The sequence below is a fragment of the Bacillus sp. FSL W8-0645 genome (assembly GCF_038007905.1).
Classification (GTDB): Bacteria; Bacillota; Bacilli; order Bacillales; family Bacillaceae; genus Bacillus; species Bacillus pumilus.
This window is the reverse complement of record NZ_JBBOYC010000001.1, coordinates 508,081-521,129: the sequence shown is the minus strand read 5'-3', so window position 1 is coordinate 521,129 and position 13,049 is coordinate 508,081. Positions and strand designations below refer to the sequence as shown.

Genomic DNA, 13,049 nt, shown 5'->3' with positions numbered 1-13,049 from the left:
TTTGGATGTTCTCTTCATAAACGTGTTACTATACACTTACCATTATCTAGTTAAAAGGGGTTTGTTATGTTTATTCGAACGGAGAGCTTTCAACAATTTATTAGATCGTATCCAATCGTCACAACGATCCTTGCTTTGCAATTTGGTCTATGGCTTATATTTGCGCTTCCTATCCCTCTTATACAGCTTGGTCACGACCATCTCGTCGGTTTCAATTATGGTGTAGCTACTGGAGAATGGTGGCGGCTCGTCACACCTGTTTTCCTTCACGGAAGTCTGACCCATATTTTGTTCAATTCTATGTCTTTGTTCTTATTCGCTCCAGCGCTTGAGCATTTGCTTGGGAAGGTTCGATTTCTCATTATCTATCTTGGTGCAGGGTTCATTGGCAATCTCGGAACCTATTGGGTGGAGCCTTTAGAGTATGTACATGTCGGCGCTTCTGGTGCGATCTTCGGTTTGTTTGGCGTTTATTTATACCTTGTTCTATTTAAACCGCATATGATGGACCGCGGCAATTCTCAGGTGATCTTAACGATTCTTGCAGTCTCTGTCATCATGACGTTCGTCAACTCAAACATCAATATCATGGCTCACTTATTTGGATTAATCGGCGGCATGCTCCTAGCACCTCTTACGCTATTTTTCCATACAAAAAAAAGACGCTACTAACCTCATAAAAAATGTCGATCACTCCTATGAACAGGAAGCGGATCGACATTTTTTGTTTAAGAAGATTTATTTTTTTCATATGAATACCAATCCATTACACGTGCTGCATCTTCTTCCTCAAGGTGATGCACACCAAAGGAATCAAGCAGCGCAGAGGATTTCACAAAGGTGTGAATACTCGCCACTCGGCCTTTCTTTTGGAAGAAAGATTGCGTCATCGTATAGTTTTGCATTCGTTTTCTCAAGACAATGCCGGTGGTTTTGCCAATGCCTCTTGATGTCAGTTGAATCAATGGATCTTTGATCGTATAGCCTGATTGTTTATAAGCTAAATAGCCAAAAACCAAAGCAATAGGAAGCGGAATGAGTGCCAAATACCCCCATGGCGGGAAACGGACAGATAGGATCACGCCGACAAGTAATGGTACAAAGCCGAAAGAGATCAGATAGCGCTTGAGTGAACGCTTTGGCACCTTTTTCAGTTCAGCTTCTGGCTCCAAATGATAATCATCTGTGAATTGAGAGAGCAGTTCGTTGATTTTTTTCTTCCGAATCAGTGGAAATAAGACGGAAGAGGTTTCTTTTTCTGTAATAGAACCTCCTGCACTCACAAGCATCACCGTCGCAAAGCCAAAGGGTTCACGGAGAACATTTTCTTTGATTTTCACTGCTTGAATTCTCGCAAGTGGAATGGTCATTTGATGCCTCTCAATGAGCCCTCTTGTGATGATGATGTCTTTCCCTTTTCGTTTTGCGGTAAAATTTGCATATTGAAGGGATGTTACCCCAACACTAAGAATCCACGCAATCAATACGGCAATAAATATGAGAATCGCATAAATCTCAACACTCGCATGACTTAAAAAAGAAAACCGCTTGAAGAATCCGTCCAAAGGAAGAATTTCATCTATTTGTGTGTAAATGGCGAGACACCCAGAAATAATGACTCCGATCCCGCTTGAAGTGGTCGCAGCCAAAAGCAGCTCGGGTATACCCATTCGGTAGGAAACATTGATTTCTTTTTCTACAGGTTGCTGCGCTGTCAGAGGATCATGCGGGACATCCCCATTTTCATCCACCATTTCTTCTTGCTGCAAGCTTTTCTTCCGGTTGAAAATCGATTGCTTTAATTGTTCCGCTTCTGCTTTTGTAATTGCCGTCAGACTCACTTCCGGTCCGTCTGTTCCGCCAGCCGTTTCGATTTGAACCCGCACCAAACCAAAAATCCGCTGGAAGATACCTTCACTTGTATTCACCGTTTGAATTCGTTCTAACGAAATATATTTTTTCTTTTTTGTGATGACGCCCGATTCCACGCGAAATTCATCCTCTTCCATCCGGTAGGTAAATCGTCTCCATGCTAAAACGGTTGAAACAGCTTTCCATAAAAGAAGCACACCAAGAATGATAAATGCATAAAAACGAATGCTCGAGTTCGAGTTCACAAAAATAAGCACGAAAAAAGGGATAATGAAGTTTTTGACCATGGATACGGCATCTGATATAAAATCAATGAACATCGAGATTGGATGTACACGTTTTGGTTCAGACATCATCTTCCGTCACCCTTGCTAAACGAGATATGTAATCACGAAGCTCATCTGCTTCTTCTAATTCTAGCGCCGGTATATCATGAACTGTGGCAGCAGTCGATATTTGAACAGATGCCAAGCGGTAGCGCCTTAAAAGCGGCCCTTGTGATGTATCGACATGCTGGACACGAACCATCGGTACAATCACACGTGTAACGCGAATAAGTCCATGCTGAATTTCAATTTCATTTTCGAATACTTCGTAGCGCCAGATGCGATGACGGATTTTCGGTATAAGCCAAATGCCAAAAATGACCTGTAAGACCCATAAACCGGCGAGGATGGCGCCAATCCAATATGGCCATTGAAGATAATAACTAGTAACAAATACCCCAATGATGATGAGTAAGAAAATCAATGAGATAATCCCATTTTGAAGACGCCATACCTTTAAACCATTTAAACTAATTTGACGTTGCGGCTGTTTTCTCACATTCTTCCCCCATTCTCTTACTTTTCTATCAATATATTACGAAACAAATCCTAAAAAGTTTCAGCAAACCTGTAAAAAAAAAGCGAACCCTGCAAAGGATTCGCTTTAGATTGTTGACAAAGTGCTAAAATGATGTTTATTTTAGCACTTTGTCTTCTTTTCAGCGTGATAGAAAACCTTTGAAGTCTAGGAAGGGCTAGCACTGGCGCGGAGCGAATTGAACATTCGTGAGCACCAGCGCGCAGACCTGACAACGAATGCGAGGGTTTGTCTACACGCTGAAGCGAATCCTGCAAAGGATTCGCTTTTGAATTAGCTATTATAAGATTTCTTTTGACGACGATCGCTAGAAGAACGATTGCGGTCATTTGAAGAGCGCTTTTTATCACCGTAAGATGAGCGGCTTTTCCCGCGATAGCCGCCTCCGCCGCCACCGTCTCTACGTTTAGAAGAGCTGCGGTTGTTACGATTGTGTTTTGAAATCATTGGTGCTTCATCTGTCAAACGAACAGGTGTTGCATCTGGCTCTTTTGTCATCATTTTGATGGCAGCCGCAACCACTGTGACAGAATCATGATCTTCTAGCAATTCAGCAGCAGCTGTCATGTAGAAGTTTAAGTTGTTTTCACTGATGATTGTACGCAGACGATCAATGGTTACTTGCTGTTGACCTTCAATTGCTTCATCTAGAGTTGGTTCTTTCATACGTTCCATTTTACGGTTAGTCGTTTTCTCAATCGCACGAAGCATATCTTTTTCACGCGGTGTGATGAATGTCACCGCCATACCTGTACGTCCAGCACGGCCTGTACGTCCAATACGGTGGACGTAGCTCTCTGGATCTTGTGGTACGTCAAAGTTATACACGTGTGTTACGCCTGAGATATCAAGTCCACGTGCTGCAACGTCTGTTGCTACAAGCACATCGATTGAACCTTCTTTGAATTTGCGAAGCGCAACCATACGTTTCGCTTGAGTTAGGTCACCATGAATCCCTTCAGCTGTATAACCTCTAAGGTTAAGCGCTTCTGACAATTCGTCAACACGGCGTTTCGTACGACCGAAGACAATTGAAAGCTCAGGTGATTGAATGTCAAGAAGACGTGTCAATGTATCAAACTTCTTACGTTCGTGAATATCCAAGTAGAACTGTTGGATGTTAGAGACAGTCATTTCTTTCGCTTTTACTTTTACGTGTTCTGGGTTGGTCATGAAACGTTCCGCAATGCGCTTAATTGGTGCAGGCATTGTCGCAGAGAATAAAAGGGTTTGGTGTTCACTTGGTACATTTGAAAGGATCGATTCAATGTCTTCGATGAAACCCATGTTTAACATTTCGTCTGCTTCATCAAGCACAACAGTCTCAACATTTTGAAGACGCATTGTACGACGGTTAATGTGATCGAGTAAACGTCCTGGAGTCCCTACGATGATATGAGGATTTTTCTTGAGCGAACGGATTTGGCGGCTGATATCTTGTCCACCGTAAATCGGAAGTACGCGCGCACGCTTGTCTTGGCCAATTTTATATAGCTCTTCAGATACTTGAATCGCTAATTCTCTTGTTGGCGCAATGATAATCGCTTGGATATTTGGAGACGCTGGGTCGATTTTTTCTACAAGAGGAATACCAAATGCTGCAGTTTTTCCTGTTCCTGTTTGTGCTTGTCCAATGACATCTTTATTCTGAAGACCGAGAGGAATTGTTTCCGCTTGAATCGGTGTCGCTTCTTCAAATCCCATGCGGTTAATAGCTTTCATGAGACTTTCGCTTAATTGAAAATCTTGAAACGTTATAGTCAAATTATTCAAACTCCTTCTAATTGCTGTTTCAGTAATCTCGTGAATGATCATTAAAAACTGCCCTTACCCGAAAGGACAGGTCCATTATATACAAAGCCCGAATTACCCTACCTTATATCTTACCATTACACTATTTGTTTTTCAACAAGACAGAAATGGATATATCTACCGTTCCACAATGACAGATTCACCATCACTTTGATCGCCATCCATCCATTTCCACTTTTCGAACAGTTGAATTTTTCCGTTATCCAACTGCTTAGGTGTAGAATTGCAAGACCCGCTTCTCATGCTACCGTCTTTGCTGACATGGTGGTACCTAAAATGAAGTGTTCCATCCTCATTTACAGTTCCTACAAGTACACCAGATACAATACTGCCGCCTTGATATGTGCCCGTTAATATATTCCCGTCCTGACGATATTGAAATATGGTGCCTGCCGATACTTCTCCGTTACTCGAATTAGACTGCGGGACAAAGGTTTTTCCGTCATATTGAAACAACCGAATCAGCCACCTTTTCTTTCCTATTGTACCATAGGCTTGTCACTCATTCGACAAAAATGATGCAATTTTTAACAAGTGGGATTCAATTTATATTAGTTTAGCCACATTTTCGCTTTTCTATAGATTAAATTGTTTTTTTTAGAAATTTCTCTACTTTTTCAAACAATTGCTGTGCACACGGCTCGTGACAAACATGGTGTTTACAGTCAGGTAAATAAAATATTTCTTTCTGTCGAGACGGGATTTGATGATCAATAAATTGTGCACTTGAAGCTGGCACAATCCCATCGCTTTCCCCTTGAACAATTAACACAGGGAGGTGAAGCTTCTCAAGGGAGCTCTTCGTTTGCTTCACCAGCTTCATAAATTCTACAGCGGCTGACAGCGGTGTGCTCGTTAGCTTATGACGGTATCTATCATACAAAGGATTCGTATCAATCAATCCAGACAATGATTGCTTCACCATCTGCCTTGTGTCTTGAATCATTTGTTTTGGATTCACATATTTCGCCGCAGCACTTAAAAGGACGAGACGAGCAACTGGATACTTCGCTGCAAGATAAGAAGCAATCATTCCTCCCATAGAAAACCCAATCAAAAAAATGGTATCACATGTTCGGTAAAGAGAAAGAAGTTCTAATTCAGCTGTCGCAATCCATTCTTGATAGAGAATGCCTTTTAGTTGAAGTTCATCTCCATGCCCCGGAAGCGTGACAGACTGAACGTTCCAATCTGTCTTCTGCTTTAAATATTGCGCTAGCGGTTCCACTTCATAGGGGGCGCCAGTGAATCCATGTATACATAGACAGCCAATCATTCTGTCACCTTCTTTGCCGCTCTCTTTTTATAGTGCAGTAATGACTTCTTCTAATCTCATGCCGCGAGAGGCTTTGACGAGAACAACATCGTCAGGACCTGCTACGTCAGCAAGTTTTTTCTTCAGTTCCTCTTTGTCCATAAATGAGAACACGCGCGCGTCACCGAATGATTTCTTTGCTCCTTCAGCGATGAATTCACCTAGGCGGCCATACGTCATCACATGATCAATAAATTCAGGCTTGATATAGCGGCCTAGTTCATAATGATACGTTTCTTCTTCGCTGCCCATCTCAAGCATGTCTCCAAGGACAAGAATGCGATTTGCGAAGCCGTCCATATCTCCTACAAGATCAATGGCAGCCTTCATGGAAGTAGGGCTTGCATTATACGCATCATTGATAACAGTGATTCCTTTTTCTGTTTTAAACAGTTCAAGACGCATTCCTGTTAACTTTGTTTGCATGAGTCCTTGGGCGATTTGTCTTTCATTCAGTCCGAAATGCTGGCCTATGGCAATGGCAGCAAGGGCATTCTTTACATTATGTTTCCCTAATACAGGAATGAGAAACCCCTGGGCATACCCTTCGACCTGAAATTCAGTTCCTTCTGCAAGCTGGTTGATATGCGTTACCTTGATATCACAGTCCTCTGCTTCTCCAAAGGTTTTCACTTGCTGCGAAAGTAGAGTCGCTCTCTCGCGGATCAAAGGTTCATCTCCTAAATAATAAAAGGTGCCATCCTCTTTTAGCCCTTTTGTGATCTCACATTTTGCATCAGCAATGGCTTCTCTTGATCCTAAATCTTGCATATGAGATTCTCCGATATTAGTTATGACTGCTGCATCAGGCTCAGCTAGGTTTGACAAGAACTCGATCTCGCCTTTTGCACTCATGCCCATCTCCAATACAGCTATCTCTGTACCTTCTGGCATCGCAAGAATGGTGAGCGGAAGACCGATATGATTATTAAAGTTACCGTCTGTTTTATGAACTTGATACGTTGTTTGTAAGACGGAATGAATCATATCTTTCGTTGTCGTTTTCCCATTACTTCCTGTAATACCGACAACACGAGGGTTTTCTTCTTTTAAATATGATTTTGCCAATTGCTGAAGTGCTGCCAGAGTATCGTCGACAAGAATGACAGGTACACCGAACGGTGGATTGGCTTCTTTTTGATTCCAAAGAACGGCTGCGGCTCCAAGCTCCACTGCTTTAGAAGCAAATGTGTGACCGTTAAAATGTTCTCCAATTAAGGGGATAAACAATGCACCTTTTGATACTTTTCGTGTATCTGTCGTCACTCCGTAAATTTGCTCTTCGCCAAAAGCTTGATTAGATAGTGTCCCACCAGCCATTTGGGCGATTTGATTCACTGTACGTTTGATCATGATTTTTTCGCCTCTCTTTCTCATTTCACGTTTGAAGGAAAAGAGACACTACCTAAGGATAGTGTCTGCTAGTTGCTCACATTAAAAAGTCGTTTTAATGGTTTGTTTTTCTTGATGGCGTTCAATTGCAAGTGACACTAGCTTTTCAATTAGCTCTGGATACTCTACACCAGTGTGCTTCCAAAGCAGCGGGAACATACTGAATGGTGTGAATCCAGGCATTGTATTCACTTCATTGATCAACACTTCGCCTTTTTCTGTGAGGAAGAAGTCTGCACGTACAAGACCAGAACCGTCTAGGGATTTAAATGCCTTAATCGCCATATCATGAATCGTCTTGTATTCATCTTCTGACACACTCGCAGGAATGATCAAATCTGTATCGCCATCTTCATATTTTGCTTTGTAGTCATAAAAATCTGTTTTAGGTGCAATTTCACCAACGACAGAGCATTTCGGCTCGTCATTTCCTAATACACCAATCTCGATTTCTCTTCCTACAACGCCTTCTTCTACGACCACACGACGATCATATTGGAAAGCCAAGTCGAATGCGGTTTGCAGCTCTTCTTTGCTGCGGCATTTGCTTATTCCAACACTTGATCCCATGTTGGCAGGTTTCACAAAGCATGGATAGCCAAGTACTTGTTCCACCTGTTCTAAGCTGTCTGCCGTGGCTTTCTCATAGTCTTTTTTATTGAAGGAAAGGTGCTTTGCTTGTGCAAGTCCTGCTTGAGCAAAAACATCTTTCATCATGACTTTATCCATACCCGCGGCAGAAGCAAGAACGCCGTTGCCGACATACGGGATATTTAGCAGTTCAAGTAATCCTTGCATCGTTCCATCTTCACCATTTGGCCCGTGCAATAATGGGAAGACAACATCAATCTTCTCATCAGCGGATGCAGGCTGTGGAAACATGCTCTCATTTAAAGAAGTTGGTAAAAACGTCTTTGCGCTCTGTTCAAATTGAAGCATTCTGACGTTTGATACTGGTTCAGTGAGTTTTTCTCCTCTTAGCCATTCGCCCTCTTCTGTAATATAAATTGGATGTATATCGAACTTCTCAGTGTTAAGTGCTTTTGTAACTGCAAGGGCTGTTTGCAGTGATACATTATGTTCGGCTGACTTTCCGCCGTAAATCAATCCTAAACTTATTTTCAATGGATACTCCCCCCACTAAAATTCATCTTTACTATCTTATCACTTTCAAGCAAAAATGCTCTAATTAATTTTTGTTGTTACGGAATTGAAATGATTTGTAAAGTTGTAAGCGCCTCCCGAGCATTTGTATGTCATTCGCCTTTATTTTATATTAAAATGACATTGAAAAGGAGTTGTGACAAATTGAAAAAAATCACAAGTACTGAACAATTCAATGAAATCATTCAATCTGACAAAGAAGTCATCGTTAAATTCTTTGCAACATGGTGTCCTGACTGTACAAGAATGGACATGTTCATTCCAGACATCTTAGAGGCGTATGCTCACCATGAATGGTTTGAAATAAACAAAGATGATTTCCCTGAATTAGCAGAAACGTATCAGGTCATGGGTATTCCAAGCCTGTTAATTTTCAAAAATGGCGAAAAAACAGGTCATTTACACAGTGCAAACGCAAAATCACCTGAAGAAGTGACAGAGTTTCTTCAAGGGCACGTTTCTTAAATCGTGAAACGAAGGACATCAGCAAACACTTGCTGGTGTCTTTTTTTCTCCATCTCTTACATCAAATCTTTGATAAGACGAATTGTTCAGTCAAAACGTTTCAATGAGCGAAAGAATGTTTTATATAGATGCTTCTCTTACGACATGAAATGACAGGAATTATTTCCTGGGAAAGAATGAGCGTCGACTAGGCTTCGAATTTGTCGATTACGTGAATTTTCTGAATATAATCTTTACTTCCGGCATCGCGCTTTGTATAATAGAGGTGCTAATTGAAAATGATTATCAATTTCATCTATACGGAATCCTATAGACGTTTATTCTTATAAAGGAGCGATGAGTCACATGTCTAAGAAGAAAATCAAAACGTATCAGCAATTGATTGAAGAAAACAAGAAAGCCATCATGCGCGATCCTAAAATGATGGAAAGTATATACGAAACCATCGACAAAAAGCATCAGAAGCAGCTTGCAGTTGCTGGACGTGAATCATAAACATAAGGGGGAGCAGTCAAAGCTGGCTGCCCCTCTCTTTTGTCTTTTACAACAAAAAAAGCCGATAAAATCTATGCTGTGATTTTATCGGCTTTTGTTTTAATGTGATTTCGCTACACGGTCCTGCTTCATTCCTAAATAAATGAGCATATATGTGAGATAACCCATGGTCATTGTTAAACCACCGAAGAAGAACTGAGAAAAGACAGGCTCCTCAAATGTTGTGACAGCAGCAAGAATGATCCAGCTCGCATATAAATAAACCATGAACCATTTCATGTTTCTTTTAAGTGTATACAGAAAGAAAAGACCCGCTAACGAAAAGATTCCCAGCGCTAGTCTGAAATAAATAAGATGATCAAACTGGAAGGCAAAAGACACAAACGAAAACGACAGCAGCAACAAAATGGGTAAAGCCGTAATGAAATTTTTCACGATAGTGCCACCTCCAAGACTCCCTCTTATTATAAGACAAAATCAGCCGGTTATCGTGAAATGCAGATTCGTTTTCACAAAGATGTCACGAATTTTTCTTGTTATTTGACACAATTTTTACACATTTACATCACGCTTCCAAAAAAGAACCCAAGCCGTGCCAACAAAGAAAACAAAATGCGCCCCTACCATAAATAGAGAAAACAAAGGGCTCATGCCTTGGAAGGGCGGCGGTCCTTGAAAGCTGTACTGAGTAAAGTCCGTATTAGCAAAAAGCAGAATTTTCCCCCACTGATTTTCTAAAAGAGACATAATAGGCACAAGTGATTTAGCCACATATAAAACAAAAAACGAGGTCACAAGCGCAACGAGGCTGTTCCTAAACAAGCTGGAACACATAATAGCGAAACTTGCCATCATGATCACTTCCACCCATTGAGATCCGATCACAGCAAATGTATGCTGAAATAATCGTCCCGTACTTTCATCAAATGCAGTACCAAAGAAAATAAGGCCAAATAGGAAAGCAATGACATAATAAAAAACAAACAAATAAATGACTATAAGCACAAGGGTGATGTATTTTGACAGGAAAATTTGCAGCCTTGTTTTGGGCCGTATCAATAAAAACTTGATCGTCCTTTTTTGAAATTCTGTTGAGATCAAGGTCGCGCCAATGACAACTGCGAGCACCTGTAAAATAAACACGACATTCGTGGAATAAGCAAAATAATTGGCGACAGTGTCTTGTCCACCAAAGCTGGAAATGACTCGTTTCAACGCTAAAGCCATCGCCAATTGAAACACAACGATCAATCCAAGTCCAATGAACGTGATCTTTTTCCTCATCATTTTCTTATGCTCATTCTTGATGAGTTGAAGCATCTGCCGTCCCGCCTTCCGTCCATTTCATAAATGCCTCTTCAATTGATGGCTTTTGAGGCGTCATTTCAAGTACATCAAATCCAGCCAGAACAAGCTGTTTGTTCAGCTCAGGCACTTGGTCTTTGTTCAATTGAAGTAATACATGCGCTCCGTTTCGTTCATATGTATAGGCATGTGTATCGAGCCACGAAACCGCCTTTTCCACTGGCTGAATATTCATGAGCATCTGTTCTTTCCCCTCTATGTCTCGAAGCATGGCACTAGCTTTAATCTGTCCTTTTTGAATGATGATCATGCGGTCACATAACTCTTCAACCTCATGCAATAAATGTGTGGCAAATAATACGGACGTTCCTTCTTCTCTTACTAGTGTTTGCAAGTGCTCCCTGAATTCCTTCATACCTGCAGGATCAAGTCCATTTGTCGGTTCGTCTAAAATGAGCAGGTTCGGCTGATGTAATATGGCTTGTGCAATCCCAAGCCTTTGTTTCATCCCCAGTGAATATGTCTTCACCTTTTGATGAATGGCGTGCTCCAGACGAACTCTTTTCACCACTTCCTGCATTCGTTCCTCCGTCACTGCATCGTGCATCGCCGCATACAGTTCAAGGTTTTCAAAGCCTGTTAAATAAGAATAAAATTCGGGATTTTCTATGATTGCACCAACAGATGACATCGCATGTAGGAAATCCTCATCCTGTGAATATCCATTGATCATGATTCGGCCATTGTTTTTTTTCATCAAGCCAACGATCAAACGAATCAAGGTTGTTTTTCCAGACCCATTTGGTCCCAGTAAGCCGACGATTTCCCCATTCCCTATTTCTATAGATATATCTTGTAAGATCATTTTCCGGCCAATTCGTTTATCGACTTTCTCTACTTTTAAAACAGCAGACTCCAACGTGGCTCCTCCTTCTGATGTAAAACCTTTGACGGCAAATAAGACCGCTCATTCTGTTAAAAGTATATCACGCAAGACAAGGGACTCCATGAAAAAAAGGCTGATCGAGTCAGCCCTTCTTTTACATTACATGGATAAGTTCGGTGATGCTGCGTCTTTCTCGTGTTTTTTCTCCGTTTCTGTCACAATCACCGCACATGCGGCGTCACCTGTAATATTGACAACGGTTCTTGCCATATCTAATAAGCGGTCTATGCCAAGGATGAGCGCAATGCCTTCAACCGGAAGCCCAACCGAATTCAATACCATTGCGAGCATGATCAAGCCTACTCCTGGTACACCAGCTGTCCCGATACTGGCTAATACGGCGGTTAATACAACTGTGAGCATTTGCATCAGCGTTAACTCCACACCAAACACTTGTGCAATAAAGATGGTTGCAACCCCTTGCATAATGGCTGTTCCATCCATATTGATCGTAGCGCCTAAAGGCTGCACGAAACTAGAAATCGGCTCAGGTACTTTCAATTTCTTTTGAGCGGTTTCCATAGATATAGGGAGAACCGCACTACTGCTAGACGTACTAAAGGCTACGACCATCGCAGGCGAAAAGTCTTTAAAGAATGTAAATGGATTTCGTTTTGCAAATAAAGCCAAAGTTGAGCCATATGTGAGAAAGAAATGCACCAATAGTGCTACTAATACGACTGTAAAATACAGCCCCATGGCTTTAATAGCTTCAAGACCTTGACTCCCGATAGCTGTCACAATTAAGCCAAATGTCCCGTATGGAGCAAATTTCATGACCACTCCTACAAGGTACATCATGAGTTCATTGCCTTGTTCTAATATTTTGAGTAATCCTTCTGTTTTTTTGCCTAGCACTGCAATTCCTAGTCCTAAGAATACACAGAAGACAATGATTTGCAGCATATTTCCTTCGACTAAAGATTGAACTGGATTTGATGGAATGATGTTTAATAAAGTGTCTGTTGTAGATGGTGCTTCTTGAGGTTCGTATTCTGCCCCTTTAGTATCGAATGAACCAAAGGAACCCGGTTTGATTAATAATGCTAATGACATTGCAATGATAATAGCGAAGGTTGTGGTCAGTAGAAAATATAAGATGCTTTTTGCTCCAATACGGCCTAGTTTTTTTGGATCTCCGAGACCTGCTACACCTAGTGTGATGGAAAAGAATACGATCGGCACCACTAACATTTTAATCAGATTTAAGAAGATTTGACCTAGAGGCGTAAATAGATAAGGGTCTAACACTTTGAATACATTTGGAGCAAAAATGTTAAGCAATAGTCCTGTGATTGCACCTACAAACAAGGCAATAATAATTTTCGTCGCTAGCTTCAATAAACTCTCCCCTTCCTCATCAAAAAAGACCCACAAGAGAGTTTTCTCGTGGGTCTTTGTTTCCATACACGTACCACT

General features: G+C 41.3%; 14 protein-coding genes. 3 read left to right on the top strand and 11 right to left on the bottom strand.

Annotated elements, in window-relative coordinates:
- The first annotated feature begins 66 nt into the window (after window positions 1-66).
- On the top strand, window positions 67-672 hold the full coding sequence (locus tag NST39_RS02505) for a rhomboid family intramembrane serine protease (protein WP_106066427.1): 606 nt from the start codon (window positions 67-69) through the stop codon (window positions 670-672).
- A 56-nt stretch (window positions 673-728) separates the two neighbouring features.
- Here the strand turns inward: NST39_RS02505 and NST39_RS02500 are convergent, their stop codons facing one another.
- The 7 genes from NST39_RS02500 to NST39_RS02470 form a co-directional block, all read right to left on the bottom strand.
- The gene (locus NST39_RS02500) at window positions 729-2,228 is read right to left on the bottom strand and encodes a PH domain-containing protein (RefSeq protein WP_341026826.1); all 1,500 of its coding nucleotides are present in this window, start codon (window positions 2,226-2,228) and stop codon (window positions 729-731) included.
- On the bottom strand, window positions 2,218-2,697 hold the full coding sequence (locus NST39_RS02495; RefSeq protein ID WP_126741644.1) for a PH domain-containing protein: 480 nt from the start codon (window positions 2,695-2,697) through the stop codon (window positions 2,218-2,220). The genes NST39_RS02500 and NST39_RS02495 overlap by 11 nt, the downstream gene beginning before the upstream one ends.
- A 312-nt stretch (window positions 2,698-3,009) precedes the next feature.
- Window positions 3,010-4,500: a degradosome RNA helicase CshA gene (gene cshA, locus NST39_RS02490; protein ID WP_044140562.1), complete on the bottom strand. Its 1,491-nt coding sequence runs from the start codon at window positions 4,498-4,500 to the stop codon at window positions 3,010-3,012.
- A 165-nt stretch (window positions 4,501-4,665) separates the two neighbouring features.
- Window positions 4,666-5,004 (bottom strand): n-acetylglutamate synthase, encoded by a 339-nt coding sequence (locus NST39_RS02485; protein WP_341026824.1) that lies wholly within the window; start codon window positions 5,002-5,004, stop codon window positions 4,666-4,668.
- Window positions 5,005-5,131: 127 nt separating this feature from the next.
- Complete coding sequence (locus tag NST39_RS02480; RefSeq protein WP_341026821.1) at window positions 5,132-5,824, bottom strand: alpha/beta hydrolase; 693 nt, start codon at window positions 5,822-5,824, stop codon at window positions 5,132-5,134.
- A 27-nt stretch (window positions 5,825-5,851) separates the two neighbouring features.
- A complete protein-coding gene (locus NST39_RS02475) occupies window positions 5,852-7,216 on the bottom strand; it encodes a UDP-N-acetylmuramoyl-tripeptide--D-alanyl-D-alanine ligase (protein WP_278177902.1) in 1,365 nt (454 codons plus the stop codon).
- Between the two features lie 81 nt (window positions 7,217-7,297).
- Window positions 7,298-8,380 (bottom strand): D-alanine--D-alanine ligase, encoded by a 1,083-nt coding sequence (locus NST39_RS02470; protein WP_044140559.1) that lies wholly within the window; start codon window positions 8,378-8,380, stop codon window positions 7,298-7,300.
- Window positions 8,381-8,563: 183 nt separating this feature from the next.
- Here NST39_RS02470 and NST39_RS02465 point away from each other — a divergent pair, with 183 nt between their 5' ends.
- Window positions 8,564-8,884, top strand: coding sequence for a thioredoxin family protein (locus NST39_RS02465; protein ID WP_034663973.1), 321 nt, complete (start codon window positions 8,564-8,566; stop codon window positions 8,882-8,884).
- A gap of 345 nt (window positions 8,885-9,229) precedes the next feature.
- Complete coding sequence (gene fbpB / locus NST39_RS02460; protein WP_065097549.1) at window positions 9,230-9,379, top strand: Fur-regulated basic protein FbpB; 150 nt, start codon at window positions 9,230-9,232, stop codon at window positions 9,377-9,379.
- Window positions 9,380-9,478: 99 nt separating this feature from the next.
- On the opposite strand, the gene NST39_RS02455 is transcribed toward fbpB, so the two are convergent.
- From NST39_RS02455 to NST39_RS02440, 4 genes are all read right to left on the bottom strand, one after another.
- On the bottom strand, window positions 9,479-9,814 hold the full coding sequence (locus tag NST39_RS02455; RefSeq protein ID WP_003214381.1) for a hypothetical protein: 336 nt from the start codon (window positions 9,812-9,814) through the stop codon (window positions 9,479-9,481).
- 117 nt (window positions 9,815-9,931) lie between these two features.
- Window positions 9,932-10,699: an ABC transporter permease gene (locus tag NST39_RS02450; protein WP_341026818.1), complete on the bottom strand. Its 768-nt coding sequence runs from the start codon at window positions 10,697-10,699 to the stop codon at window positions 9,932-9,934.
- Window positions 10,677-11,603, bottom strand: a complete 927-nt coding sequence (locus NST39_RS02445) for an ABC transporter ATP-binding protein (protein WP_341026816.1) — start codon at window positions 11,601-11,603, stop codon at window positions 10,677-10,679. The genes NST39_RS02450 and NST39_RS02445 overlap by 23 nt, the downstream gene beginning before the upstream one ends.
- A 126-nt stretch (window positions 11,604-11,729) precedes the next feature.
- A complete protein-coding gene (locus NST39_RS02440; protein ID WP_341026814.1) occupies window positions 11,730-12,971 on the bottom strand; it encodes a dicarboxylate/amino acid:cation symporter in 1,242 nt (413 codons plus the stop codon).
- Window positions 12,972-13,049 lie beyond the last annotated feature (78 nt).